General features: G+C 72.2%; 22 protein-coding genes and 1 pseudogene. 11 read left to right on the top strand and 12 right to left on the bottom strand.

All coding sequences use genetic code 11. The features are described from left to right. Window positions 1-6: 6 nt before the first annotated feature. Entirely contained in the window at window positions 7-1152 is a 1146-nt protein-coding gene (locus ACFYU9_RS07905) for a PP2C family protein-serine/threonine phosphatase (RefSeq protein WP_389206166.1), read from the bottom strand. Between the two features lie 107 nt (window positions 1153-1259). On the opposite strand from ACFYU9_RS07905, the gene ACFYU9_RS07900 reads away from it, so the two are divergent. Next, a complete protein-coding gene (locus ACFYU9_RS07900) occupies window positions 1260-2489 on the top strand; it encodes a GNAT family N-acetyltransferase (RefSeq protein ID WP_389343600.1) in 1230 nt (409 codons plus the stop codon). 7 nt (window positions 2490-2496) lie between these two features. Here the strand turns inward: ACFYU9_RS07900 and ACFYU9_RS07895 are convergent, their stop codons facing one another. Together ACFYU9_RS07895 and ACFYU9_RS07890 are read right to left on the bottom strand one after the other, a co-directional pair. Continuing rightward, entirely contained in the window at window positions 2497-3315 is an 819-nt protein-coding gene (locus ACFYU9_RS07895; protein ID WP_389343597.1) for an Fpg/Nei family DNA glycosylase, read from the bottom strand. Next, window positions 3315-3809, bottom strand: a complete 495-nt coding sequence (locus ACFYU9_RS07890; protein ID WP_389343594.1) for a ribose-5-phosphate isomerase — start codon at window positions 3807-3809, stop codon at window positions 3315-3317. The genes ACFYU9_RS07895 and ACFYU9_RS07890 overlap by 1 nt, the downstream gene beginning before the upstream one ends. A 194-nt stretch (window positions 3810-4003) precedes the next feature. Between ACFYU9_RS07890 and ACFYU9_RS07885 the strand changes: the two genes are divergently transcribed. Further along, window positions 4004-5470, top strand: coding sequence for an amino acid permease (locus ACFYU9_RS07885; RefSeq protein WP_389343591.1), 1467 nt, complete (start codon window positions 4004-4006; stop codon window positions 5468-5470). Between the two features lie 80 nt (window positions 5471-5550). Further along, the gene (locus ACFYU9_RS07880) at window positions 5551-6810 is read left to right on the top strand and encodes an FAD-binding oxidoreductase (RefSeq protein WP_389343588.1); all 1260 of its coding nucleotides are present in this window, start codon (window positions 5551-5553) and stop codon (window positions 6808-6810) included. 13 nt (window positions 6811-6823) lie between these two features. Here ACFYU9_RS07880 and ACFYU9_RS07875 read toward each other — a convergent pair whose 3' ends face one another. After that, complete coding sequence (locus tag ACFYU9_RS07875; RefSeq protein WP_389343585.1) at window positions 6824-7417, bottom strand: biotin transporter BioY; 594 nt, start codon at window positions 7415-7417, stop codon at window positions 6824-6826. A gap of 254 nt (window positions 7418-7671) precedes the next feature. On the opposite strand from ACFYU9_RS07875, the gene ACFYU9_RS07870 reads away from it, so the two are divergent. Together ACFYU9_RS07870 and ACFYU9_RS07865 are read left to right on the top strand one after the other, a co-directional pair. Then, a complete protein-coding gene (locus ACFYU9_RS07870; RefSeq protein WP_389343582.1) occupies window positions 7672-9156 on the top strand; it encodes an amino acid permease in 1485 nt (494 codons plus the stop codon). A gap of 117 nt (window positions 9157-9273) precedes the next feature. Then, complete coding sequence (locus tag ACFYU9_RS07865; RefSeq protein ID WP_389343579.1) at window positions 9274-10704, top strand: amino acid permease; 1431 nt, start codon at window positions 9274-9276, stop codon at window positions 10702-10704. A 77-nt stretch (window positions 10705-10781) separates the two neighbouring features. Here ACFYU9_RS07865 and ACFYU9_RS07860 read toward each other — a convergent pair whose 3' ends face one another. Continuing rightward, entirely contained in the window at window positions 10782-11687 is a 906-nt protein-coding gene (locus ACFYU9_RS07860; protein ID WP_389343576.1) for a hypothetical protein, read from the bottom strand. 198 nt (window positions 11688-11885) lie between these two features. On the opposite strand from ACFYU9_RS07860, the gene ACFYU9_RS07855 reads away from it, so the two are divergent. Continuing rightward, complete coding sequence (locus tag ACFYU9_RS07855) at window positions 11886-12533, top strand: superoxide dismutase (protein ID WP_389343573.1); 648 nt, start codon at window positions 11886-11888, stop codon at window positions 12531-12533. Window positions 12534-12651: 118 nt separating this feature from the next. Here ACFYU9_RS07855 and ACFYU9_RS07850 read toward each other — a convergent pair whose 3' ends face one another. Then, window positions 12652-13287 carry a DsbA family protein gene (locus ACFYU9_RS07850; protein ID WP_389206186.1) on the bottom strand — a complete coding sequence of 212 codons (636 nt, stop codon included), beginning with the start codon at window positions 13285-13287 and terminating at the stop codon, window positions 12652-12654. A gap of 178 nt (window positions 13288-13465) precedes the next feature. Here ACFYU9_RS07850 and pepN point away from each other — a divergent pair, with 178 nt between their 5' ends. Together pepN and ACFYU9_RS07840 are read left to right on the top strand one after the other, a co-directional pair. Beyond that, window positions 13466-16027, top strand: coding sequence for an aminopeptidase N (pepN, locus tag ACFYU9_RS07845; protein ID WP_389343570.1), 2562 nt, complete (start codon window positions 13466-13468; stop codon window positions 16025-16027). Between the two features lie 155 nt (window positions 16028-16182). After that, window positions 16183-17013 carry a hypothetical protein gene (locus ACFYU9_RS07840; RefSeq protein WP_389206739.1) on the top strand — a complete coding sequence of 277 codons (831 nt, stop codon included), beginning with the start codon at window positions 16183-16185 and terminating at the stop codon, window positions 17011-17013. Window positions 17014-17016: 3 nt separating this feature from the next. Here ACFYU9_RS07840 and ACFYU9_RS07835 read toward each other — a convergent pair whose 3' ends face one another. The 5 genes from ACFYU9_RS07835 to ACFYU9_RS07815 form a co-directional block, all read right to left on the bottom strand. Then, window positions 17017-18168 carry a serine hydrolase domain-containing protein gene (locus ACFYU9_RS07835; RefSeq protein WP_389343567.1) on the bottom strand — a complete coding sequence of 384 codons (1152 nt, stop codon included), beginning with the start codon at window positions 18166-18168 and terminating at the stop codon, window positions 17017-17019. 113 nt (window positions 18169-18281) lie between these two features. Continuing rightward, a complete protein-coding gene (locus ACFYU9_RS07830) occupies window positions 18282-18764 on the bottom strand; it encodes an NUDIX hydrolase (RefSeq protein ID WP_389343564.1) in 483 nt (160 codons plus the stop codon). Window positions 18765-18773: 9 nt separating this feature from the next. Continuing rightward, window positions 18774-19268 (bottom strand): HPP family protein, encoded by a 495-nt coding sequence (locus ACFYU9_RS07825; protein WP_389343561.1) that lies wholly within the window; start codon window positions 19266-19268, stop codon window positions 18774-18776. Beyond that, entirely contained in the window at window positions 19265-20164 is a 900-nt protein-coding gene (locus ACFYU9_RS07820; protein ID WP_389343558.1) for a pyridoxamine 5'-phosphate oxidase family protein, read from the bottom strand. The genes ACFYU9_RS07825 and ACFYU9_RS07820 overlap by 4 nt, the downstream gene beginning before the upstream one ends. Window positions 20165-20264: 100 nt before the next feature. Beyond that, on the bottom strand, window positions 20265-20720 hold the full coding sequence (locus ACFYU9_RS07815; protein WP_389206200.1) for a VOC family protein: 456 nt from the start codon (window positions 20718-20720) through the stop codon (window positions 20265-20267). Window positions 20721-20861: 141 nt separating this feature from the next. On the opposite strand from ACFYU9_RS07815, the gene ACFYU9_RS07810 reads away from it, so the two are divergent. After that, entirely contained in the window at window positions 20862-21404 is a 543-nt protein-coding gene (locus ACFYU9_RS07810; RefSeq protein WP_389206202.1) for a CGNR zinc finger domain-containing protein, read from the top strand. A 66-nt stretch (window positions 21405-21470) separates the two neighbouring features. On the opposite strand, the pseudogene ACFYU9_RS07805 reads toward ACFYU9_RS07810, so the two are convergent. After that, window positions 21471-21581: pseudogene (locus tag ACFYU9_RS07805) on the bottom strand (IS5/IS1182 family transposase); the annotation flags it as partial. A 196-nt stretch (window positions 21582-21777) separates the two neighbouring features. Between ACFYU9_RS07805 and ACFYU9_RS07800 the strand changes: the two are divergent. Both ACFYU9_RS07800 and ACFYU9_RS07795 read left to right on the top strand, forming a co-directional pair. Continuing rightward, on the top strand, window positions 21778-25107 hold the full coding sequence (locus ACFYU9_RS07800) for a S8 family serine peptidase (protein WP_389343555.1): 3330 nt from the start codon (window positions 21778-21780) through the stop codon (window positions 25105-25107). A 173-nt stretch (window positions 25108-25280) separates the two neighbouring features. Further along, the gene (locus ACFYU9_RS07795) at window positions 25281-26309 is read left to right on the top strand and encodes an aspartate-semialdehyde dehydrogenase (RefSeq protein WP_389343552.1); all 1029 of its coding nucleotides are present in this window, start codon (window positions 25281-25283) and stop codon (window positions 26307-26309) included. Window positions 26310-26459: the final 150 nt, after the last annotated feature.

Raw genomic sequence — 26459 nt, 5'->3', positions numbered from 1 at the left:
GGCGGGTCACCCCTTGCGGCTGATGAGGAGGAGGGCCCGGTCGTCGTTGACGTCCTTGGCGCAGGCTTCGATGAGGTGCCAGGCGGCGCCCTCGAAGCCGGCGGCGACATAGCGGTCGGCCTCGCCGGTGAGGCGGTCGATGCCTTCGGTGAGGTCGCGCTCGGCGCTCTCGACGAGGCCGTCGGTGAAGAGCATGAGGACGTCGCCGGGGCGCAGGGAGCCCTTGACCGGGTGGAACTCGGCGCCGTCGTAGACGCCGAGGAGGGGGCCTTCGGCGGCCTTCTCCTCCCAGCGGCCGGTGCCGGCGTGGAGCTGGAGGGCGGGCAGGTGGCCGGCGGAGAGGAGTTCGTAGTCGCCGGACTCCAGGTCGAGGACGAGGTGCACGGAGGTGGCGAAGCCCTCGTCCCAGTCCTGGCGGAGCAGATAGCCGTTGGCGGCGGGCAGGAAGCCGTGCGGGGGCAGCGAGCCGAGCAGGCCGCCGAAGGCGCCGGAGAGCAGCAGGGCGCGGGAGCCGGCGTCCATGCCCTTGCCGGAGACGTCGGTGAGGACGACTTCGAGGGTGCGGCCGCCGTGGGTGCGGGCGGCGACGACGAAGTCGCCGGAGAAGGACTGGCCGCCGGCCGGGCGCAGCGCCATCTCGCGGTGCCAGCCGCCGGGCAGCCGGGGCAGCGCGCTCTGCACCCGGATGCGTTCGCGCAGGTCGAAGAGCATGGTGCCGCCGCGCCGCCAGGGCACGCCGACCCGGGCCCGGAACTGCGCGATGAGCAGTCCGAAGAAGCCGCAGGCGGCGACCACGAGGACGGTGCCGGGGGTGACCCGGGCCGGGCCCTGGGTGTACGGGCCGAGCACGACGGACTCGACGATGAGCGCGCCGGCGGCCGCCGCGTACAGCCCGAGCAGGCTGGCGGGGCGCAGCAGCAGCCCGCCGGCGACGATCGGCAGCACGAGCGCGGCGGGCGCGCACCACACCGGGTCGAGCAGGGTGAGGCAGGCGATGGCCGGGACGGTGAGCAGCAGCCCCGCGAGGGCCACCCAGTCCGAGCCGTCGCCGCGGAAGTAGTCGACCGCGCTCCGGCGCAGCGCGATGCGGGCCCGGGCCGCGCTCCTGCGCGTCCGGGCCGCGTACGTGTGCACTCTGCCGCGACGTCCCATTGGCCTGGACCCTATCCATCCGATCGGAGCTCGTGCAGGGGGACCCATCTGACATTGCATTCGAAATCGGGTCGCGCCGGTCGCCGGAGCGCTGATATCGGTGGCATATGACGACTGAACTGCGGGTGCTCGACCCTGCCGAGTGGGACCGGTGGTACGCGGTCCTGGAGCTCGCCTTCGGCGGGGTTCCGGAGGCGGACGAGGAGCGCGCGCTCTGGCGGGAGCTGACCGAGCACGAGCGGTTCCTGGGCGCCTGGGACGGCGACACCTGCGTCGGCACGGCGGGGGCCTTCACCTTCCGGCTGACGGTGCCGGGCGGGGCGTCGGTCCCGGCGGCCGGGGTGACGATGGTGAGCGTGGCCGGCACGCACCGGCGGCGCGGGATCCTCACCTCGATGATGCGGCGCCAGCTTCAGGACGTGCGGGCCTGGGGCGAGCCGCTGGCGGTGCTCACGGCCTCGGAGCCGGCCATCTACGGGCGCTTCGGCTACGGCGTGGCGACGCTGGCCGCCCGGGCGGTCGTCGACACGGCCCGGGTGCGGCTGGCCGTGCCGCCGGGCACGGACGCGGTGTCCCTGCGCGTGACGACGCCCGCGGACGCCCTGGAGGCGACCGAGGCGGTGTACGCGGCGCTGGTCGCGGGCCGGCCCGGGATGCTGGCCCGGCGGCCCGGCTGGGAGCGGCAGGCGCTGCTCGACCCTCCGGGTGAGCGGGCGGGCTCCTCGCCGCGGCTGTGTCTGCTCGCGGAGCGGGACGGCGAGGTCGTCGGCTACGCCCACTACGCCGTCAAACCGGACTGGTCGTTCGCGGGTGCCAACGGTTCCGTGTCGGTGCACCGGCTGACCGGCCTCGACCCGGCGGCGGAGGCGGCGATGTGGCGCTTCCTGTGCTCGGTCGACCTCACCGGACGGGTGAATGTGCACGACCGTCCGGTGGACGACGCCTGGCAGCACCTGGTCAGTGACGTGCGCCGGTGCGAGCCGACGCTGCGGGACGGGCTGCACCTGCGGATCGTGGAGGTGGCCGCGGCCCTGGAGGCGCGGACCTACCAGGCACCGGTGGACGTGGTGTTCGAGGTCGAGGACGCGTTCTGCCCGTGGAACGAGGGGCGTTGGCGGCTGACCGGGGACGCGAAGGGCGCGGTGTGCGCGCGGACGCGGGACGCGGCGGATCTGGCTTTGTCGGTGCGGGAGTTGGGGGCGGCGTATCTGGGGGGTGCGTCGCTGGTGTCGCTCGCGGCGGCCGGTCGCGTGCGGGAGCTGCGGGACGGGGCGCTGACGGAGGCGTCCGTCGCCTTCGGGTCGCCGGTGGCGCCCTGGCTGCCGCACGGTTTCTAGGAACCGGTCAGCGGCGCTGGCACCCCGGGCACCAGAACAGGTTCCGCGCCGCCAGTTCCGCGGTGCGGATCGGCGTGCCGCAGATGTGGCAGGGCTGGTGGGCGCGGCGGTAGACGTAGACCTCGCCGCCGTGGTCGTCGACGCGGGGCGGGCGGCCCATGGCCTCGGGGGTGTGTTCGGGGCGGACGGTGTCGATGCGGTTGAGGCGGACGCCCTCGCGCATCAGCGTCGCCAGATCGGCCCAGATCGCGTCCCACTCCCCCGCGGTCAGGTCCTTGCCGGCCCGGTACGGGTCGATGCCGTGCCGGAAGAGGACCTCGGCGCGGTAGACGTTGCCGACGCCGGCGACGGTCTTCTGGTCCATGAGGAGCGCGGCGACGGTCGTACGGGACCGGGCGACGCGCCTGAAGGCGCGGCCGGGGTCGTCGTCGGCGCGCAGCGGGTCGGGGCCGAGGCGCTCGTGTATCGCCTGCTTCTCGGCGTCGGTGATGAGCGCGCAGGTGGTGGGGCCGCGCAGGTCGACGTACGCGTCGGGGTTGGCGAGCCGCAGCCGGACCGTGTCGGTGGGCGGCGGGGCCGGCGCGTCGCCGAAGCCGACCTTGCCGAAGAGGCCGAGGTGGATGTGGACCCACTCGCCGCCCGGGAAGCCGTCGAAGCCCAGGAAGAGGTGCTTGCCGTGGGCCTCGGTGCGGGCGAGGACCGTGCCGTCGAGCAGCGCGGCCGAGTCGGCGAACTTGCCCTGCGGGCTGGAGACGCGCACGGGCCGGCCGCCGAACCGTTCCCGGTAGTCGGCGGCCAGCCGGTGGATGGTGTGCCCTTCGGGCATCAGGCGGTGGGCTCCTGGGGGTGGTGCGCCGGGATGGGCGGGAGCTCGCCGGTGGTCTCGTACGCCGCCAGCATCTCGATGCGGCGGGTGTGGCGCTCGTCGCCGGAGTACGAGGTCTTGAGGAAGACCTCGACGAAGGAGGTGGCCTCGTCCTGGGTGTGCATGCGGGCGCCGACGGCGACGACGTTGGCGTTGTTGTGCTCGCGGCCGAGGGCGGCGGTCTGCACGCTCCAGGCGAGGGCGGCGCGCACCCCCTTGACCTTGTTCGCGGCGATCTGCTCGCCGTTGCCGGAGCCGCCGATCACGACGCCGAGGGCGTCCGGGTCGGCGGCGGCCTTCTCCGCGGCACGCAGGCAGAACGGCGGGTAGTCGTCCTGGGCGTCGTAGATGTGGGGGCCGCAGTCGACGGGCTCGTGGCCGTGGGCCTTCAGCCACTCGACGAGGTGGTTCTTGAGTTCGTAGCCGGCGTGGTCGGAACCGAGGTAGACGCGCATGTTCCGAGTGTGGCATGTCGGTGACGGGGTAGCGGTCAGCGGGGTCGGGACCTTGGTCCCGCCTGTTTCGCGGCTTTCGTCCCGAATGTGTCCTGAGTCACGATCCGGAATCAACTCTTCCTTACTCACCGGTCTCCGGGTTACATGTCCCCAGCTCGCGACCCGAGCGCCCCCCACACCCGAAGGAAGCGTTCATGAACACGCAGCCGACCCTGGCGAAGGAAGGCGGCGACACCGGCACCACCGGTGATGCGCAGCAGTCCGACGGCTCGAACGGCCTCAAGGCCGGCCTCAAGAACCGCCATCTGTCGATGATCGCCATCGGCGGCGTCATCGGCGCGGGCCTCTTCGTCGGCTCCGGCTCCGGCATCGCGGCGGCGGGCCCCGCGATCCTGCTGTCCTACGCGCTCGTCGGCGCCATGGTCGTCTTCGTGATGCGGATGCTGGGCGAGATGGCCGCGGCCCGCCCGTCCTCCGGCTCCTTCTCCGCCTACGCCGACCGCGCGCTCGGCCGCTGGGCCGGCTTCACCATCGGCTGGCTCTACTGGTTCTTCTGGGTGGTGGTGCTCGCCGTCGAGGCGACCGCCGGCGCCAAGATCCTGGAGGGCTGGATCCCGGCCGTCCCGCAGTGGGGCTGGGCGCTCATCGTGATGGTGGTGCTCACCGCGACCAACCTGGCCTCGGTCTCCTCCTACGGCGAGTTCGAGTTCTGGTTCGCGGGCATCAAGGTCGTCGCCATCGGCGCCTTCGTCGTGATCGGCCTGCTCGCCGTCTTCGGCGTGCTGCCCGGCTCGAAGAACCCGGGCGCGGGCTTCGCGCACCTCACCGACGCCGGGGGCTTCTTCCCGATGGGCGCGGGCGCGGTGCTCACCGGCGTCCTGATGGTCGTCTTCTCCTTCATGGGCAGCGAGATCGTCACCCTGGCCGCCGGCGAGTCCGAGGACCCGCAGAAGGCCGTCACCAAGGCGACCAACAGCGTGATCTGGCGCATCGGCGTCTTCTACCTGGGCTCGATCCTCGTGGTCCTCACCCTGCTGCCGTGGAACGACAAGTCGATCGTCGAGAAGGGCTCGTACGTCGCCGCCCTCGACTCCATCGGCATCCCGGCCGCCGGCCAGATCATGAACGTGATCGTCCTGACCGCCGTCCTGTCCTGCCTGAACTCCGGCCTCTACACCGCCTCGCGCATGGCCTTCTCGCTCGGCCGGCGCGGTGACGCGCCCAAGGCGTTCGCCCGCACCAACAAGCGCGGTGTCCCGACGGCGGCCATCCTCTCCTCCGTGGTCTTCGGCTTCGTCGCGGTCTTCTTCAACTACAAGTGGCCGGACACCGTCTTCGCCTTCCTGCTCAACTCCTCCGGCGCCGTCGCCCTCTTCGTCTGGCTGGTCATCTGCCTCACCCAGCTGAAGATGCGCGGGATCATCCTGCGCGAGTCGCCCGAGAAGCTGGTCGTGCGGATGTGGCTCTTCCCGTACCTGACCTGGGCCACCGCCGCGATGATCGTCTTCGTCCTCGGCTACATGGTCTACGACGGCGGCGCCAACCGTGAGCAGGTCGTGCTGTCGCTGCTCGTGGCGGCGCTGGTGCTCGCGATCGGCCTGGTCAAGCAGCGGATCCAGAAGCAGTCCGCGACCGAGCCGGAGCTCGTCGAGAAGATCTGAATCCATACCTGACGGAACCTGTCAGGTATGGGCGGGAGGCTCTCCGTACACCGACCACCTCGGGAACGGAGAGCCTTTCCATGTTCCAGACCGCCTTCACCGTCGCGCCCGGCCGTCTCGTCGCCGCCACCGGACCCGACGACGTCCGCGCCGCCGTCCGCCACGCCGCCGCGCACGGCCTCGCCGTCACCGTCACCAACACCGGGCACGGGCTCGCCGGCCCCGTCGACGGCGGCGTCCTCCTCGACACGAGCGCCCTGGACGAGGTCGTCGTCGATCCGCAGGCCCGCACCGCGCGGATCGGCGGCGGGGCGCGCTGGGGACAGGTGGTGGCGGCCGCCGCGCCGCACGGGCTCGCGCCGCTCAACGGCTCCTCGCCGGGCGTCGGCGTGGTCGGCTACCTGCTCGGCGGCGGGCTCGGGATCCTCGGACGCACCTACGGCTGGGCCGCCGACCACGTCCGCTCGCTGGACCTGGTGACGCCGGACGGCGAGTCGCGGCACCTCGTCCCGGGTGACGAGCTGTTCTGGGCGGTGCTGGGCGGCGGCGCGGCACACCGGTTCGGCGTGGTCACCGCCGTGACCGTGGACCTGGTGCCGGTCGCCCGGCTCTACGGCGGCTCGATCGCCTTCGACGGCGCCGAGGCCGCCCCGGCCGAGGTGCTGCGCGGCTACCTCCGCTGGGCCCGGGCGCTGCCCGCGACCGTGACCTCCTCGCTCGCCGCGCTCGTCTACCCCGACCTGCCGGCGCTGCCGCCGCACCTGCGCGGCCGGTACGTGCTGTCGGTGCGGGTCGCGTGCACCGGATACTCCGGGAGCACAGCCGAGGGCGAGCGGCTCGTCGCGCCGCTGCGGGCGCTCGGGCCCGTGATGTCGGACTCGCTGCGCGAGATGCCGTACACCGAGAGCCCCACCATCCACGCCGACCCCGAGACGCCGCACGCCTACTGGGGCGACGGGATCCTGCTGGACGCCCTGGACGAGGAGGCGCTGGCCGAGGTGCTGCGGCTGACCGGTCCCGCGGCCGGGCGGATGGCCGTCGTGCAGCTCAACCACCTGGGCGGGGCGCTCGCGGACGCGCCGGCCGCGCCGAACTCCGTCCCGTACCGCGAGGCGGCCTGGCTGGTGCGCGCGCTCTACCCGCTCGGCGAGGACGGCCCCGGGCCCGTACGGGAGCTCCACGCGCGCGTGGAGCGGGCTCTCGCCCCGCGGACGCTCGGGAGGGCGGTCAACTTCGTGTTCGGCGACGGGGAGCGCCGGGAGGGGCTCTACGGCGCCGAAACGGCGAAGAGGCTCGCGGCGGTCGAGTCGGAACTCGACCCCGCGAACCTCTCCGGGTGATGCGGGAAGGCCGTCAGCCCTTGCGGCCGACGAGCTTCCAGGCCGCCGGCAGCGCGCCCATCGCGAGCGCCGCCTTGAGCGCGTCGCCGATGAGGAACGGGACGAGGCCGGCGGCGACCGCCTGACCGAGGGTCATGCCGGTGGCCAGGGCCAGGTACGGCACGCCGACGGCGTAGATGATCGCGGAGCCGAGCACCATCGTGCCGGCCGTGCGCAGCACCGAGCGGTCGCCGCCGCGGCGGGCGAGGGCGCCGACCACGGTGGCGGCGAGCAGCATGCCGAGGATGTAGCCGAAGGACGGCATCGCCCAGCCGGAGGACGCCTCGGCGAACCACGGCAGGCCCGCCATGCCGGCGACGGCGTACAGGCCGAGGGAGAGGAAGCCGCGGCGGGCGCCGAGCGCGGTGCCGACGAGCAGGGCGGCGAAGGTCTGGCCGGAGACCGGGACCGGGGAGCCCGGGACGGGCACGGTGAGCTGCGCGGCGAGGCCGGTCAGGACGGCGCCGCCGGCGACGAGCGCGAGGTCGCGGACGCGGCTCGCCGGGATCAGGTCGGCGAGGACCGTACCGGTACGGAGGGAGGAGACGGGGGCGGCGGCGGTGCTCATCGGTACTCCGCGGGTGAGAGGGGACAGGGGCAGAGTCGACCGTATGCCAGGAGTGAACGGTCGATCACGGTCAGCCGCCCACAAAGCACAGGGCGAGCCCTTCGTGGAGATCAAACAAAGTCCCTGGTTCACGCCGCTCGCCACGTGACGCTCGTCACGGGTAACTCCCGCCGGGACATCCCTTTTGCGCCAACGACCGGTCACCGGAGAGACTGTGGAGTCCCCATAAACAACCGAGGAGCGCGAGCCCCCACATGCACGACGCCCCACCCTCCCCGCAGTCGTCCCTCTCTCCCGGACGGAAGTCGCCGCAGGAGTCGCGACAGGAGCCGCTCTCCCACGGTCTGAAGCAGCGTCATCTGACGATGCTGGGCCTCGGCGGGGTGATCGGCGCGGGGCTCTTCGTCGGTTCGGGCGCGGGCATCGCGGTCGCGGGTCCCGGCATCGTCGTCTCGTACCTGATCGCGGGCGCGCTCGCGATGCTGGTCATGCGGATGCTCGGCGAGATGTCGGCGGCGATGCCGGCCTCCGGCGCGTTCTCGGTGCACGCGGAGCGGGCGCTGGGCCGCTGGGCGGGCTTCTCGGTGGGCTGGCTGTACTGGTTCCTGCTCGTCGTGGTCCTCGCCGTGGAGGCGACGGGCGCGGCGCGGATCGCGCACGGCTGGGTGCCCGGGATCCCGCAGTGGGGCTGGGTGCTGCTGTTCATGGTGGTGTTCACGGCCACGAACCTGGCGGCGGTGAAGAACTTCGGCGAGTTCGAGTTCTGGTTCGCCGCCCTGAAGGTGGGCGCGATCGTCCTCTTCCTGGGGCTCGGTGTCCTCGCCATCGCCGGTCTGCTCCCCGACACCGACCCGGTGGGCCTGGCGAATCTGACCGGCCAGGGCGGTTTCCTGCCGAACGGCTGGTCGGGCGTGGTCTCGGGCGTCCTCGCCGTCGTCTTCGCCTTCGGCGGCCTGGAGGTCGTGACGATCGCGGCGGCCGAGTCGGACGACCCGGCGCGCAACGTGGCGCGGGCGGTGCGCAGCGCGGTGTGGCGGATCCTCCTCTTCTACGTGGGTTCCATGCTGGTGATCGTCACCCTGCTGCCGTGGACCGCGATCAAGCCGGGCGAGTCGCCGTACGTGGCGGTCCTGGACGCGATCGGGGTGCCGGGGGCCGGGCAGATCATGAACGTGGTGGTGTTCGTGGCGCTGCTGTCGGCGCTCAACGCCAACCTGTACGGCTCGTCCCGCATGGTCTTCTCGCTGGCCGAGCGCGGCGAGGCGCCGCGGGGCCTCTTGAAGGTGTCGGGAGGCGGCGTGCCGCGCAGGGCGGTGCTCGCGTCGGTGGCGTTCGGCTTCGTCTCCGTGCTGCTCAATCTGAAGTGGCCGGATTCCGTCTTCCTCTACATGCTCAACGCGGTCGGTGCGGTACTGCTGTTCGTGTGGGCGCTGATCGCGGTCTCGCAGCTGCGGCTGCGCCGCCGGATCGAGCGCGAGGCGCCCGAGAAGCTGACCCTGCGCATGTGGGGCTTCCCGTGGCTGACCTGGCTCGCGCTCGCCGCGATGGCCGCGGTCGTCGTCCTGATGCTGCTCGACGACGGCTCGCGCCCGCAGGTGCTGTGGTCGGCGGGCGCGACGGCGGCGGTGCTGGTGGTGGCGTGGCTGCGCGAACTCCGCGGCACGACGGACGCGGCAGGCACGGCAGGCACGCCGGACACCACGGACACGGCGGACACGGCGGGCACGAAGCGGGGTTAGATCTTCACCTTGTGTGAAGGTCGTGACCGTATAGCGGACGGCTGTTCCCTGTGAGCGGTGCGGGCCCACACACTGTGGGCCACCCTCCCCGTCTCAGCTAGTGAACAGGGTTCGCCCATGTCTCGGACCACCGCGCCCGCGCCGGCCGACCGCAAGGACGGCGCGACCGCCCCCGCCGATGGCCTCGGTCATGGCCTCAAGCAGCGTCATCTGTCGATGATCGCCCTCGGCGGCGTCATCGGCGCCGGCCTGTTCGTCGGCTCCGGCGCCGGCATCGCCGCCGCCGGCCCGTCCATCGTCCTCGCGTACACGCTCTCCGGTCTGCTCGTCATGCTCGTGATGCGCATGCTGGGCGAGATGTCGGCCGCGTACCCCTCGTCCGGCTCCTTCTCCTCGCACGCCGAGCGGGCCTTCGGCTCCTGGGCCGGCTTCGCCTCCGGCTGGTCGTTCTGGGTGCTGCTCAGCGTCGCCGTCGGCCTGGAGGGCATCGGCGCGGCGAAGATCGTCACCGGCTGGCTGCCCGGCACGCCCGAGTGGGCCTGGGTCGCGCTCTTCATGCTGGTCTTCTGCGGCACCAACCTGGCGGCCGTGAAGAACTTCGGCGAGTTCGAGTTCTGGTTCGCCGCCCTGAAGGTCGGCGCGATCGCGCTCTTCCTCGGCCTCGGCGTCCTCGCCGTCGCGGGCGTCCTGCCCGGCACCGACTCCCCGGGCACCGCCAACCTGTTCGGCAAGGGCGGCTTCCTGCCCAACGGCAGCGAGGGCCTGGTCATCGGCCTGCTCGCCTCGGTGTTCTCGTACGGCGGCATGGAGACGGTCACCATCGCGGCCGCCGAGTCCGACAACCCGGTCAAGGGCGTCGCCCGGGCCGTGCGCACCGCGATGTGGCGCATCTCGCTCTTCTACATCGGCTCGATGGCCGTCGTCGTCACGCTCATCCCGTGGAACGACAAGGCCATCACCGAGAAGGGCCCGTACGTCGCCGCCCTCGACCACCTGGGCATCCCGGGCGCCGGCCAGATCATGAACGTCGTCGTCCTGATCGCCCTGCTCTCCGCGATGAACGCGAACATCTACGGCTCCTCGCGCATCGCCTTCTCCCTGGTCCACCGCGGCCTCGGCCCGAAGCTGCTCGGCAAGGTCTCCGGCGGCGTGCCGCGCCTGGCCGTGCTCGCCTCCTGCTTCTTCGGCTTCGTCTGCGTCGGCCTGAACTACTGGTCGCCCGACAAGATCTTCCCGTGGCTGCTCAACATGATCGGCGGCGTGATCCTGGTCGTCTGGATCTTCATCGCGGCCTCGCAGCTGGTGCTGCGCCGCCGTCTGGAGCGCGAGGCGCCCGAGAAGCTGGTCGTGCGGATGTGGCTCTACCCGGGCCTGACCTATGTCGCCCTGGCCGGCATGGCGGTCATCTTCTTCCTGATGGCCCGCGAGGAGGACACCCGGGTGCAGCTGTACGCGACGGGCGCGATGACGCTGGTGCTCGCGGTGATCGGCGTGGTGCGGCAGAAGGCGCGCGCCGGTGCGGCGACGGCCGCGGCCGAGGAGGCCTGACCCGGCCGGACGCAGGAAACGGCGCCCCCGTCGAGCGAGTGCTCGACGGGGGCGCCGCGCGTTGTCCGGCGACCGGATCACGCTCCGCAGTACGGGGCGCTGCGCACGTATCCGCCGCGGTTCTCGTCGTCGGTGCCGAGCAGGGCGTCGGTGGTGCCGGGCAGGCAGGCGACGGCCTCGATCTTATAGCCGGGGAAGGTGGCGAGCCGGACCGGGCTCGGCGCGAGCGTGACCCGTGCCCGGCCGGCGGCCGAGAGCGTGACCCGGCCGATGTCGCTGACGGCGGAGTCGAACGGGCCGTCGTCGCCCGCGTCCGACGCCGAGCTCGCGAGGATCCGGCCGGAGCCGGTCACCGCGAGGTCGGAGATGTGGCGGGTGCCGTCGCCCGCCGGGTAGGCGGAGGTGTACGTGCGCTTGGTGACGGTGCCGAACAGCGGCTGGCCCCAGGAGGCGAAGGTGAGCGGCGCCGCGTACAGCGTGGCGGGCCGGCCGGGGCCGTCGCCGCGGTCGGCCCACAGCGCGGCGAACTTCCCGTCGCGGGCGACGAGCGCGAAGCTCTCGTAGTCGTTGCCCTCCTCGATGGCGGGCAGCGGCGCGTAGTCGACGACGGTCGCGGTGGCGCCGTCGACCCTGACGCGGTAGACGATGCCGCGGCTGGCGAGCGCCAGGTACTCGCCGGGCGTCCCCGGAATGGCCGCGATCGCCTCCAGGTCGTTGGGCTCGGCCCCCACCCAGGCGAGCCGCCCGACGGCGACGGCGCCCTCCCGGTAGGTGACCCGGGAGAGCCGCGGCTGCCCGGGGCGCTTGTTGTCGTTGACGAACAGGGCGCTGTCGCTGCCGGCGCCCTCGGAGGCGAGGCCGCTGACACCGCTGCGGGCGTCGGTGCCCACCTGCTGCCAGTCGTCGGGGGGCGCGGCGCCGGCGGGGGCGGCGAGGGCGGTGAGCAGGAGGGTCGCCGTGGCGAGCGTGAGGGGGAGTCGCATGCCCGCACGTTATTGATCTTGGTCCTGGGCGCCCAGCACCGATTGACCCCACTGGCGGAGCGCACGGAAGCAGACCGGGTGGTCCTAGGCCGAAGGGCTGATCAACTTCATCAGCAACTGCTGCTAGCCTGCACTTGCACATGGGTTGCAATAAGCAGCAGTGGTTCTGCAGTCGTTCGAAGGGCGAGGGCTCGGCACATGGCGATCTACACACTTCCGGAGCTGCCGTACGACTACGCGGCGCTGGAGCCGGTGATCAATCCGCAGATCATCGAGCTGCACCACGACAAGCACCACGCCGCCTACGTCAAGGGTGCGAACGACACCCTGGAGCAGCTGGCGGAGGCCCGCGACAAGGACCAGTGGGGAGCGGTCAACGGCCTGGAGAAGAACCTGGCCTTCCATCTCTCCGGCCACATCCTGCACTCCATCTACTGGCGCAACATGGCGAGCCCGAAGGCCGGCGAGGGCGGCGGCGAGCCGCTGGCCGCGGACGGCGTCGGCGAGCTCGCGGACGCGATCACCGAGTCCTTCGGCTCCTTCGACCGCTTCAAGGCCCAGCTGACCAAGGCCGCCGCGACCACCCAGGGCTCCGGCTGGGGCGTGCTCGCCTACGAGCCGGTCAGCGGCCGGCTGATCGTCGAGCAGGTCTACGACCACCAGGGCAACGTGGGCCAGGGCTCGGTCCCGATCCTGGTGTTCGACGCCTGGGAGCACGCCTTCTACCTCCAGTACAAGAACCAGAAGGTCGACTTCATCGACGCCATGTGGCAGGTCGTCAACTGGCAGGACGTGAGCCGGCGCTACGCGGCGGCGAAGGCGTCCGTCCCGCTGATCTCCTTCTGACCGCCCGGCCGACGCGCTCCTGCTCGTGATCGTCTTCTCAACCTTCACCGGGCAGGCGGTAAAGAGGACGGCCCCCGCAGTGACGTGAACTGCGGGGGCCGTCTGCACAGCGGGGGCGTCAGTGGAAGCTCGGCGCCTCGGTGCGCGTCCGCTTGATCTCGTAGAAGCCGGGCGTCGACGCCACGAGCAGCGTGCCGTCCCACAGCCGCGCCGCCGCCTCGCCGCGCGGGGTCGGGGTGACGACCGGGCCGAAGAAGGCGACCTCGTCGCCGTCCGGGCCGGGGACGGAGATCACGGGCGTGCCGACGTCCTGGCCGACCTTGTCGATGCCCTCCTTGTGGGAGGCGCGCAGCTGGGTGTCGTAGGTGTCCTTGTCGGCGTAGTCGACGAGGCTCTCGGGCAGGCCGACGTCCTTCAGGGCGCCCGCTATCGCCTCGCGGGTCGGGCCCTCGCCGTTGTTGTGGAAGCGGGTGCCGAGGGCCGTGTAGAGCTTGCCGACGACCTCGTCACCGTGCAGCTGCTGGGCGGCGACGACGACGCGGACCGGGCCCCAGGCCTGGGTCTCCAGCATCTCGCGGTACTCCGGCGGCACCTCGTCGAGGCGGTTCTCGTTCAGGACCGCGAGGCTCATCACCTTCCACCGCACGTCGACGGGGCGGACCTTCTCCACCTCCAGCATCCAGCGGGAGGTCATCCAGGCCCACGGGCACAGCGGGTCGAAGAAGAACTCGGCGGTGGTCCTGCTCTCGGACATGTGACTCCTCGGATACGGCCTGCTCGGACACGGCCTCTGCTGATCGGTGTTGCGCCGAAAGGCGCAACGTCGCAGCGGCCCCGCCGCATTCCCGCCTGTTCGGTGTCAGCCGCACATGGGAGGATCGGTGCTGTTTCGAACGCGCCACGACGGTGTGGCACGAAGGAGTGGAGTGACCGTGCCCGGTGAGAACCTGACCCGCGACGAGGCCCATGAGCGGGCCCAGCTGCTGTCCGTCGACGGGTACGAGGTCTTCCTCGACCTGCGCTCGGCGGTCGGCGAGGCCGGCGAGGGCGTGCGCACCTTCCGCTCCGTGACCACGATCCGCTTCCGCCGCACGGGCTCGGGCGAGGCGACCTTCGCCGATCTGATCGCGCCCTCCGTGACCGCGGTCACGCTCAACGGCCGCGCGCTCGACCCCGCGGCCGTCTTCGACGGCGCCCGGATCGCACTCGACGGCCTGGCCGACGACAACGTGCTGGTGGTCGACGCCCAGTGCGCCTACAGCCGCACCGGCGAGGGCATGCACCGCTTCGCCGACCCGGAGGACGGCGAGGTCTACCTCTACACGCAGTACGAGCCGGCCGACGCCCGCCGCGTGTACGCCAACTTCGAGCAGCCCGACCTGAAGGCCCCGTACCGCTTCGAGGTGGCCGCGCCCGAGGGCTGGACGGTGTGGAGCAACGGCGCCGGGGAGCAGGGCGCCGACGGCGTGTGGCGCTTCGCGGAGACGGCGCGGATCTCCACGTACATCACCTGCGTGGTGGCCGGCCCGTACCACTACGTCACCGACACGTACACGCGCACCTTCGCCGACGGCACCGAGCTGGAGATCCCGCTGGGCGCGATGTGCCGCAAGGGGCTCGCGAAGCACTTCGACGCGGACGACGTCTTCCTGGTCACCAAGCAGGGCTTCGACTTCTTCCACGACCACTTCGACTACCCGTACCCCTTCGGGAAGTACGACCAGGCCTTCGTGCCCGAGTACAACCTCGGCGCCATGGAGAACCCGGGCATGGTCACCTTCAAGGAGGAGTACATCTACCGCGGCAAGGTCACCCAGGCCGCGTACGAGCGCCGCGCCAACACGATCCTGCACGAGATGGCGCACATGTGGTTCGGCGACCTGGTCACCATGGAGTGGTGGGACGACCTGTGGCTGAAGGAGTCCTACGCCGACTTCATGGGCTCGTTCTCGCTGGTCGAGGCGACCCGCTTCAACAACGCGTGGGTGACCTTCGCCAACAACCGCAAGGCGTGGGCGTACCGCGCCGACCAGCTGCCGTCCACGCACCCGGTCACGGCCGACATCCGTGACCTGGAGGACGCCAAGCTGAACTTCGACGGCATCACCTACGCCAAGGGCGCCTCGGTCCTGAAGCAGCTGGTGGCGTACGCGGGCCGGGACGCCTTCCTGGAGGGCGCGCGCCGCTACTTCAAGCGCCACGCGTACGGGAACACGACCCTCGCCGACCTGCTCGCGGTCCTGGAGGAGACCTCCGGCCGGGACATGAAGGCGTGGGCGAAGTCCTGGCTGCAGACCTCCGGCGTCAACTCCCTCACCCCGGCCGTCACCTGTGACGCCGAGGGCCGGATCACCGAGCTCGCCGTCCTCCAGGACGGCGACGAGCTGCGCCCCCACCGCGCGGCCGTCGGCCTCTACCGCATCGAGGGCGGCGACCTCGTGCGCTACGCGCGCACCGAGACGGACATCACCGGCGCCCGTACGGTGGTGACCGAGCTGGCCGGCGAGGAGAAGCCGGACCTGGTCCTGGTCAACGACGACGACCTCACCTACTGCAAGGTCCGCTTCGACGAGGGCTCGCTCGCCACCCTGCGCGCCCACCTCGGCGACATCACCGACCCGCTGGCCCGCGCCCTCGCCTGGTCGGCGCTGTGGAACATGACCCGCGACGGACTGATGCCGGCGCGCGACTTCGTGCGCGTGGTGCTCGACTTCGCGGGCCGCGAGACCGACATCGGCGTGCTCCAGATGGTGCACGCCCAGGCGCAGGCGGCCGTCACCCACTACGCGGCTCCGGCCTGGCGGGCCGAGGGCGGGCGGCAGCTCGCCGAGGGCGGCCTGCGCGAGCTGCGGCTCGCCGAGCCGGACAGCGAGCACCAGCTGACCTGGGCGCACTTCTTCGCCGCCGCGGCCTCGGCGGACGCCGACCTGCAGCTCCTGGAGGGGCTGCTCGACGGCTCGGCCGCGATCGACGGACTCGAGGTCGACCAGGAGCTGCGCTGGGCGTTCCTGTCGCCGCTGGCCACGCACGGCCGCGCCGACGAGGCCCGGATCGGCGCCGAGCTGGCCCGCGACGACACGGCCTCCGGCAAGCGGCACCAGGTGCGCTGCCTGGCCGCCCGCCCGTCGGCCGCCGTCAAGGCGCAGGCGTGGGCGCAGGTCGTCGAGTCGGACCAGCTGTCGAACGCCCTGGCGGAGGCGACGATCTCGGGCTTCACGCAGCCCTCGCAGCGCGAGCTGATCGCGCCGTACGCGGAGAAGTACTTCGCGGTGATCGAGCGGATCTGGGCGGAGCGGTCCATCCAGATCGGCATGGACGTGGTCCGCGGCCTGTTCCCGGGCCTCCAGGACCGCCCGGAGACGCTGGCGGCGACGGACGCGTGGCTGGCCGCGCACGCGGACGCCGCCCCGGCGCTGCGCCGCCTCGTCCTGGAGTCCCGCGACGACCTGGCGCGGGCGCTGCGGGCGCAGGAGTGCGACGCGCGCGCCGCGTAGTGGCGTGAGCGCGAGGGCCCCCGGCGGTGACGCACCGCCGGGGGCCCTCGTACCTCGGCACTCGAACGCGCGTACTTTAGTGCGGGGTTGTCCCTAAATGTCGACGGCCGTGTAACAGCGGTTAATTGAGCGCCGAACGACGGAAGACCGTCGGCATGAACCACGACACCTCCCCCAGTGCCCCCTCCCCCCTCCCCCGCGCCGGCGCCGACCGGTTCCGGGAGGCCATCCGCTACGCCCGCGCCGAGGCGATGATCACCGGGCTCGCCGCGCTCTCCCTGCACCGCTTCGCCGCCGCCCCGCCGCGCGGCCTGGTCGACCGCGTCGACGTCCTGGTGCCCCGCACCCGCCGGCTGCGCTCGACCGGTCTCGTCCGGGTGGTGAGGGCCGCCCAGCCGCCGGCGCCGGTCGAGATCGACGCGCTGCCGGTGGCCCCGGTGGAGCGGGCGCTCGCCGACGCCGTGTCGGCACTGGACGACGCGGCCGTGGTGCGCCGGCTGCTCACCGAGGCGGTCAGCGGCGGCCACTGCGAACCGGGCGCGGTGGTACGGGAGTTGAACCGGGCCCGGCTGCTCACCCGCCCCCACGTCGTGGACGCGGTCGACTCGCTGCTCGCCGAGGGGCGCGCGATCGCCGAGCAGCGGCTGTACGACATGGTGCGCGAGTTCACGCTGCCGGACCCGCTGTGGAACGTGGACCTGCGGCTGCCCGGCGGCCCGCACCTCGGCGGTGTGGACGCCTACTGGCCGGACCAGGCGGTCGCGGTGGAGCTGGACACCCGGGCGCCGCGGCAGGACGACGACGCGCTGTGGTCGCAGTACACGCGCAAGCGCGAACACCTGGAGCGGCTCGGCATCACCGTCGTCCACATCACCCCGCGCAAGCTGCGCGAGGCGATGGACCAGCAGGCGACCGTGGTCCGTACGGCGCTGATGGCCGCGCCGGACCGGCACCCGGCCGCCTACGTGGTCGTCCTGCCCCGCTGAGCGCTACTGCTTCTTCGGGGCGGTACCGCAGAACTCCGCGTCGATCAGGGCCTGGCTGTCGCCGGTCCAGTCGGCGTTGAAGTTCGCGGCGAGCGAGTGCTCGCCGTCCCGGGTGACCACGGCCTGGGAGCTGGAGCCGTGGATCCCGCCGCTGTGGCCCCAGATCTCCTTGCCACAGCTCAGCTTCTGCTGGAACAGGCCGAGCCCGTAGCGGACGTCCGTGCCGCGGCCGGTCGCGACCGTGTCGGTCATCTCCTTCATCTCGGCGGGCGGCAGCAGCCGGCCCTTGAGCAGGGCCCGGTAGAAGGTCTGCAGGTCGTTCGCGTCGGAGACGATCTCGCCCGCCGCGCCGGCGATGCTCGGGTTCAGGTCGGTCACGTCGTACGTCGGCCCGGTGGTGTCGCGCCGGAGCTTGGAGTACGCCCCGGAGTTGGGCTGCGGCATCCGGGAGTCGGTGCCGGGAGCGCTGGTGGCACGCAGCTTCAGCGGCTTGATGACGCGCCGCTCCACCTCCCTCTCGTACGAGTGGCCGGTGACCTTCTCGATGACCATGCCGGCGAGCACGAAGTTGGTGTTGGAGTACTCCCAGGAGGCGCCGGGCTCGAAGTCCGGCGCGTGCTCCATCGCGATCGCGACGAGCTGCTCGGGCGTCCAGGTGTCGTAGCGGTGCTCCAGGAACGCCGGGCCGAAGACCCGCTGCTGGAAGGAGGGGTCGGCGGTGTAGCTGTAGATGCCGCTGGTGTGGTTGAGCAGCCTGCGGACGGTGACCTTCCGGCCGTCGTTGCCGTTGCCCCGGACGACGCCGGGCAGCCACTTCTCCACCGGGTCGTCGAGGTCGATGCGGCCCTCGGCCTGGAGCTGGAGCAGCACGGTCGCGGTGAAGGTCTTGGTGATGGAGCCGACCCGGAAGCGGTCCTCGCCCTTGCGCACGCCGGCGGTGCCGGTCCAGCGCTCCTTGCCGTCGCGGGCCTTGGCCACCGCACCCGGCACGCCCTCGGCCACGGCCGCGTCGAGGGCCTGCTGGGTGGCGGTGTGGGACGGCCCGGGCGGGGCGGCGGCGAAGGCGGGCGCGGCGAGCACCCCGCCGGCGAGGCCAGCCACGAGCGCTGCGGCGAGGACGGTACGGGCGGTGCGCGCGGTGCGTGCGGCAGACATGTGAACTCCCGTGCGATGTGCGCCGGTCGGTCGACCGGTCACGGGAGGGGACCACGGGGGGCCGGGGTCTGGTTGAGCCTCGTTCTGCCGTCCGGGTGACGGTTGAGCCGTTTTCAGCCGTTCGCCGGATCGCTGAGCGACGAGCGGCCGAGCGGCGGCCGGTCGCGCCACAACTGCAGCCCGATGTCGACGAGTTCGACCCGGTCGAGGCCGGGCACGGCGTCGAGCGGATGCCAGGCGGCGAGGTCGGTGGAGCCGTCGGTCTCGTAGCGCAGCTCGCCGCCGGTGATCCGTGCCTCGTAGACGATCCGCAGCCCCTGCCAGTCCCCGGGCCCGCCGAGCCGCCGCAGCCAGTTGCGCCGGATCGAGTCGATCCCGAGCAGCGCCACGGGCTCCGCCGCGTAGCCGGTCTCCTCCGCCACCTCCCGCACGACGGTGTCGACCGGATCCTCACCGTGGTCCATCCCGCCGCCGGGCAGCGTCCACCGCTTGACCCCGTCCCGCGCCACCCAGCGGGCGAGGAGTATCTCTCCGCCCGGCGTCCGGCCGCCCCGTACGCACACGGCGTAGGCCGCCACCCTCAACTCGGTCCTCATGGACCGAGGTTAGAGCCAGTACGCGGGGTAGCGGCGGCCCGAGAGGCGGGCGCCGGCGAGACCGGTGGCGACGAGGAGGAGGGAGGCGAGGGCGAGCAGGGCGAGGAAGGACCGGAACGGCGGATCCTGAAGGGTCACGATCACGGCGGTCGCCGCGGCCGGCGAGTGCGGGGTGCGGGCGGCGGACATCACGCCGAGGGCGAGGCCGCCCGCGAGGGCGGCACCCCACGGACCCGGACCGGTGACGGCGAGGACGGCGAAGCCGGTGAGGGCGGAGAGGAGCTGGCCGCCGAGGACGGAGCGGGGCTGGGCGAGCGGCAGGTCGGGCGTGCCCGCCACGAGGGCCATGCTCGCGGCGAGCGGCGGGATGAGCAGGGGCTCGTGGAAGAGGGTGCCGACGGCGACGAGCAGGAGCAGGGCGGTGACGCTGACGGCAGTGGAGGCGAGCAGGACGCGGGGCCGGGGCCGGTCGGGCGCGGCGGCAGGAGCGGGGGCGGAGGTCATCGTCGGCCCTTCGGGAGGGGTGGGTTGGCCGGGGAGTACTCGGGGGCCGACCAGCGCAGGGGGCTGCCGCCCGGGGTCTCCACGACGGTGTCCAGGCGGAAGCGGACGGCGCGGCCCTCGGGGCCGAACTCGGTGTGGGCGAAGCCGGAGAGCTGGAGGGTGGTGCCGGTGCGCCAGTCGAGGAAGAGCAGGCCCGCGCGGCCGTCCGACTCCAGGTTGCCGAGGGTGAGGAACATGGCGTTGCCCGGATAGTCGGGCCAGCTCAGTTCGGTGGGCGAGACGAGCTCGACGAAGCCGGGGTTGCCACCGCGGTGGCTGGCGTCCACGCCGTCGGCCGCGGCGGTGGCGATGAAGAAGGTGTCGGCGGTGCGGACCAGGCGCCGCTGGCCGGTGGTGAGCGCCGTGCCGTAGCGCACGGCACCGGCCCGTGGGCCCGGCTCCTCGGCAAAGCCGTGCAGCTCGCGCTTCTGGAGGTACTTCGGGCAGTTGGAGAAGACCTGCTCGGCCGCGATGACGATGCCGCGGGCGCTGGGACGGGCGGTGCCGTTGAGGCGCATGCGGCGACGGGTGCGGGGGTCGAGCGCGATGGTGCCGACGGGGGTGCCGTCGGCGGTGACGGCGCCGGCGAGCGGATCGCGGGCGGGGAAGCCGCCCGCGACGGAGACGGCGTGCGGGCCGACGGCCCGGGCGAAGCCGGGCCGGCCGGTGAGCAGGCCGGCCCAGACCCGGCCGGCCGGGTCCGCGGCGCCGAGCACGAGCATCGGCTGCTGCTCCAGGAACGCGGCGGCGACCGGACGGATGCCGGGGCCGATCGAGCGGCCCACGTGCTCGGCGAGGTCGCGGACGCCGACGCGGTCCTGGACTGCGAGGGATCCGGCGCGGTAGGCGGTGGTCATCGTGACCTCCAGGGTGGGTGCGGGTTCGTCGGAGTACGGGCGGTGCCGGGCCCCCGGGCGGCCGCGCGGCTGCGTGACAGAGCGGCCGCGCGACTGCGGGTTAGAAGAATCCGCAGGTCGGGGCCTGGCCCGAGGGGGCTTCGGCGTCCTCGGCGCCCTGCGGGACCGAGATCTCCAGGCGCGTGCCGTCCGGGTCGTGGAAGAAGATTCCGCCGGACGCCGCGCCCTCCGCGTGGGCGACGACGCCCTCGTACGCGAAGGTGGCGCCCCGGGCGGCGAGGGCGGCCTCGGCAGCGCGGACGTCGTCGATCGAATCGGCCTGGAAGGCGAGGTGGTGCAGGCCGGCCCGCCCGGCGTCGTAGCCGCCCTCGGCCTGCTGCCACAGGGTGAGGACGAGGCTTCCGCCCCGGCCCAGGAAGGCGTAGCGGCGCCCCTCCTCCTTTCCTTCGCCGAGGACCTCGAAGCCGAGGACGTCCCCGTAGAAGGCGAGCGAGCGCTCGATGTCGGTGACGTTGAGACCGACGTGACCGAAGGCGAGCGTTCCGTTGAACGACATGGCGGTTCCCCTCGTTTGGTGGTCCACCCCGAGCGGGGGCTAACCCTTCAATGCGACTTTAAGGGTTAGGCAGGTCGGGTGCAACCTGTCACGTACTCTTGAGGGGTTAGCCAGGGATCAACCATCGGGAGGGCGCCCGCCATGACCGTCTCCGACCCGCGGCCGCTCACCGGCGAACCCGTCTCCCTGGACCTGCTCAACACCCGCTGGATCGCGGACGGCGTGCACCAGGACCTGCTCACCGACCCCGCCGGCCTCACCGTCTGGCTCGCCGCCAACGGTCTCGACACGCGGTTCGCCGCCGACGCCACCACCCTGCGCCACACCCTCGCCGCCCGGGACGCCCTCGCCGCCGTCGTCGACCGGCCCGGCGACCCCGCGGCCACCGCCGAGGTCGACGCGGTCCTCGGCCACGGCCGCATCCGGGCCATCCTGACCGCCGAAGGGCCGGGCGAGGAGCCGGAGTTCGCCGACGCCGCCTGGGGGCCGGGCTGGATCGCCGCCCGCGACTACCTCGACCTGCTGCGCGCCGCCCCGGACCGGATCCGCAAGTGCGCCCACGACGCGTGCATCCTGCACTTCTTCGACACCTCACGGAACGGCACCCGGCGCTGGTGCTCGATGGCGGCCTGCGGCAACCGGGCGAAGGCCTCGCGCCACTACGCCCGCACCAAGGACAGCTAGGGCCCGCCCGACCCTGATCCGCCGCCCCGGCCCGGCCGGGCGATGCGGATCCGGTCCATGACCGCTTCGAACTGGGTGCAGTCGCCGGCGTTCCCGCCGGACCAGCACCGGAGCGATCGACGCCCACGACTCATCCGTCAGTTCAGGTCGACGCACCACGAACGGACCAACGGCCAATCGACTTTACGGACGCCGCCTTGGGCCTGTCCGAGGGGGGATTCGTCCCGAGTGGCGCAGCTTCCGCACTGGCGGATGTGTGCCACGGACGCATTCCGGCGCCCGATAACTCTCCCCAAAACACGGTCATTTACGAAAAGCTATGCGGTCATCCGGTACCGATTTCCGGACCCTCTCCTTCATCACAGGGATGTAAATGACCACCCCCGAAAACCAGAGCTCCATACCCGGGCGCTCGACCACCGGGACCAGACGCGCGGCCCGCATCGCGGCCGCCGCCGGGCTCGTGACCGCGCTCGTCGCGGCCGGTGCCGCCCCGGTCCTGGCCGTCGACGACCCGGCGGCCGGCGGCCCGGCGAGCTCCACGGCGAAGACCGCCGACCCGGCCGACAAGCTCGGCGCCACCGACGCCCAGCGCCTGTCCGAGGCCGAGGCCGCCGGCAAGCCGACCGTCACCGTGCTCGTGGCCACCGCGCCCGGCGCCACCGAGCAGGTCGCGGGCCAGCTCGACGCCGTGCCCGGCGGCTCCGTCGGCCGCCAGGACGACAAGCTCGGCTACGTCCGCGCCACCCTGCCCACCGAGAAGGCCGGCGCCGCCATCAAGGCGGCCACCAAGCTGTCCTCGGTCCAGTCGGTCGACCTCCAGGCGGAGGTCAAGCTCGACGACCCGACCCCGGACGCGGGCGCCACCGGTGCCGTCGACGGCACCACCGTCCCGCAGACCTACCCGGCGCCCGGGAAGGCCACCCCGGCGAAGAACCCGTACAACCCGTCCTTCGAGACCGGTGCGGTCGGCTTCGTCCAGGAGCACCCGAAGGCCGACGGCCGCGGCGTGACCATCGGCATCCTCGACTCCGGTGTCGACCTCGGCCACCCGGCCCTGCAGAAGACCACCACCGGCGAGCGCAAGATCGTCGACTGGGTCACCGCCACCGACCCGCTGACCGAGTCCGACGGCACCTGGCGCGCCCAGATCACCCCGGTCTCCGGCCCCGTCTTCACCGCGGGCGGCCAGAGCTGGAAGGCGCCGGAGGGCGCGTACCAGTGGAGCCGGTTCAGCGAGTCGGTCACCGCGGGCGGCGACCCGAAGGGCGACATCAACCGCGACGGCGACACCACCGACCGCTTCGGCATGCTGTACGACCCGGTCGCCGGCACCGTCCGCGTGGACACCGACCAGGACGGCGACTTCACGAACAACGAGCCGATGAAGCCGTACAAGGACGGCTACCAGATCGGCTACTTCGGCACCGACGACCCGGCCACCGAGGTCGTCGAGCGCACCCCGTTCGTCGTGCAGATCCGCAAGGACGTGCCGATGGACCCGCTGAAGGGCGACTGGATCGGCAAGAAGGCCGACTTCGTCAACATCGGTCTCGTCGAGTCCGAGCACGGCACCCACGTCGCCGGCATCACCGCCGCCAACGGCCTGTTCGGCGGGAAGATGAGCGGCGCCGCGCCCGGCGCGAAGATCGTCTCCATGCGTGCCTGCACCTGGACCGGCGGCTGCACCAACACCGCGCTGACCGAGGGCATGATCGACCTCGTCGCCAACCGCGGCGTCGACATCGTCAACATGTCGATCGGCGGCCTGCCCGCGCAGAACGACGGCGACAACGTGCGCTCGCGCCTCTACACGCGGCTCATCGACACCTACGGCGTCCAGCTGGTCATCTCGGCCGGCAACGAGGGCCCCGGCATCAACACGATCGGCGACCCCGGCCTGGCCGACAAGGTCATCTCGGTCGGCGCGGCCATCTCCAAGGACACCTGGGCCGCCAACTACGGCTCGGCCGTGACCAAGCCGTACGCGATGTTCAACTTCTCCTCGCGCGGCCCGCGCGAGGACGGCGGCTTCACCCCGACGATCACCGCGCCGGGCTCGGCCGTGAACACCATCCCGACCTGGCTGCCGGGCGCCGGCGTCGCCGAGGCGGGCTACGCCCTGCCGGCCGGCTACGGCATGCTCAACGGCACCTCGATGTCCTCGCCGCAGGCGGCGGGCGCGAGCGCGCTGCTGATCTCCGCCGCCAAGCAGAAGCACATCGCGCTCTCCCCGCTCACCCTGCGCACCGCGCTCACCTCGACCGCCAGGCGGATCCCGGGTGTCGCGGCCCACGAGCAGGGCTCCGGCCTCATCGACATCGAGGACGCCTGGGAGTCGATCAAGGACGGCGCGACCGCCCACGACTACACGGTGCAGGCCCCGGTCGACACCGCGATCTTCCCGGCCCCGCACACCGGCACCGGTGTGTACGACCGCGAGGGCGGCCTCAAGGTCGGCCAGAAGAAGGTCTACGACGTCACCATCACGCGCACGAACGGCCCCGACCGGCCGATCGAGCACACGCTGGACCTGAAGTACAACGACGGCACCTACCGGATCCTCGGCGACGACGAGATCGAGCTGCCGCTCAACCAGCCGGTCACCGTCCGTCTCCAGGCCCGCCCCACCACCGCGGGCGTGCACAGCGTGATCCTGGAGGCCGACGACGAGGACACCGAGGGCGTCGACAAGCAGATCCTCGCCACCACCGTCGTCTCGGCCGACCTGACCGCGCCGGGCTACGGCTTCAGCGCCAGCGGCTCCGTGCAGCGCAACAGCACGAAGTCGTACTTCGTGACCGTGCCGAAGGGCGCCAAGTCCCTCGAGGTCTCGCTCGGCGGGCTGAAGGAGCTGAGCCAGACCCGGTTCATCTCGGTCCACCCGTACGGCGTCGCCCTGGAGTCGACCGCGTCCACCGTGTGCTACCCGCACTACAACCCAGCCAACACCTGCCGCCCCGACCTGCGCTCCTACACCGACCCGACCCCGGGCGTCTGGGAGATCGAGGTCGAGGCCCGGCGCACCTCGCCGGACCTGGACAACCCGTTCACGCTCGGCGTGTCCGTGCTCGGCGCCACCTTCGACCCGGCCGTCCGCTCGGTCCCCGAGGCGAAGGTCGGCACCCCGACCGCCGTGGACTGGAAGGTCACCAACGGCTTCGCCGCGCTCGACGGCCGGCTGAAGGGCGGCCCGCTCGGCTCGCTGAAGACCGAGCGCCCGACCATCAAGCACCACGAGCAGCAGATCAGGACCGTCACCATCGGCGAGGGCGTGGAGCGCCTCGACATCGCCATCGGCAACAGCTCCGACCTGGCCGCCGACCTCGACCTCACGGTCAAGCTCGGTGACCAGAAGGTCGGCCAGTCCGCCGACGGCGACTCCGAGGAGTCCGTGTCCCTGGTCAAGCCCGCCGCCGGCACCTACACCGTCGTCATCGACGGCTACAACGTGCCGTCCGCCGAGGGCACCACGTTCGACTACAAGGACGTGTACTACTCGGCCGCGCTGGGCTCCGTCCAGGTCGACGAGCAGGCCCCGGTCCAGCTGGCCAACGGCGGCACCGCGCAGGTGCCCGCCCAGGTCGTCGTGAACGGCGCCGCGCCCGAGGGCCGGCAGTTCTTCGGCCAGGTCCAGCTGCTGAACGCGCGCGGCACCGCCGCGGGCACCGGCAGCGTGGTGATCGAGAAGGTCACCCCGTAACGGAGCCGGATACGGAACCGGATTCCGGGAGGGGCGGGCGCCGAGCGCCCGCCCCTCCTCTTTTCGGGTTCTTCTTTTCGGGTGTCCACTGGGAGAAACGGATTGGACAAGTCGCCCGGGGACATACGCATCATGGAAGCGCAGCACCTGCACACACGTACGGAGGAGTCCCTGTGAAGGTCGGAATCGTCGGAGCCACCGGTCAGGTCGGCACGGTCATGCGCAAGATCCTCGCCGAGCGGGCCGCGAATTTCCCTGGCCCGGTCGACGAGCTGCGCCTCTTCGCCTCCGCCCGCTCCGCCGGCAAGGTCGTCGACGGCGTCACCATCGAGGACGCGGCCACCGCCGACTACACCGGCCTGGACATCGTCCTCTTCTCCGCCGGCGGCACCACCTCCAAGGCCCTCGCCGAGAAGGTCGCCTCCCAGGGCGCCGTCGTCATCGACAACTCCTCCGCCTGGCGCCGCGACCCCGAGGTCCCGCTGGTCGTCTCGGAGGTCAACCCGCACGCGATCAAGGACCGCCCCAAGGGCATCATCGCGAACCCGAACTGCACCACCATGGCCGCCATGCCGGTGCTCAAGCCGCTCCACCAGGAGGCCGGCCTGACGGCGCTCGTCGCCACCACCTACCAGGCCGTCTCCGGCTCGGGCGTGGCCGGTGTCGCCGAGCTCGACGGTCAGGTCAGGGCCGTCGCCGAGGGCGCGACCGCGCTCACCCACGACGGCGCGGCCGTCGAGTTCCCCGAGCCCGGCGTCTACAAGCGCCCGATCGCCTTCAACGTGCTGCCGCTGGCCGGCGCCATCGTCGACGACGGCTCCTTCGAGACCGACGAGGAGCAGAAGCTCCGCAACGAGTCCCGCAAGATCCTGGAGATCCCGGAGCTCAAGGTCTCCGGCACCTGCGTCCGCGTCCCGGTCTTCTCCGGCCACTCGCTCCAGGTCAACGTCCGCTTCGAGCGCCCGATCAGCGTCGAGCGCGCCACCGAGCTCCTCAAGGACGCCGAGGGCGTCGAGCTCTCCGAGATCCCGACCCCGCTCCAGGCCGCCGGCAAGGACGTCTCCTACGTGGGCCGCATCCGCGTCGACGAGACCGTCGAGCACGGTCTCGCACTGTTCCTCTCCAACGACAACCTGCGCAAGGGCGCGGCGCTCAACGCCGTGCAGATCGCCGAGCTCGTGGCGAAGGAACTGCAGGGCTGAGCCCCTTTCCAACGGAGGAACGGCGGTCACCGGGGGCGGTGACCGCCGTTCTTTTTGTCTCCGCTCCGTGCCCGATTCGTGTTCGCCCTGGGAAATGAACCGTGCGCGGCCGACACACCCCGTGGAAGGATGAGCCAAACGTCACGAAAC

This window comes from Streptomyces sp. NPDC004327 (assembly GCF_042873935.1).
Lineage (GTDB): Bacteria > Actinomycetota > Actinomycetes > Streptomycetales > Streptomycetaceae > Streptomyces.
The sequence above is the reverse complement of the archived record's forward strand: the minus strand, read 5'-3'. Positions and strand labels throughout refer to the sequence as shown.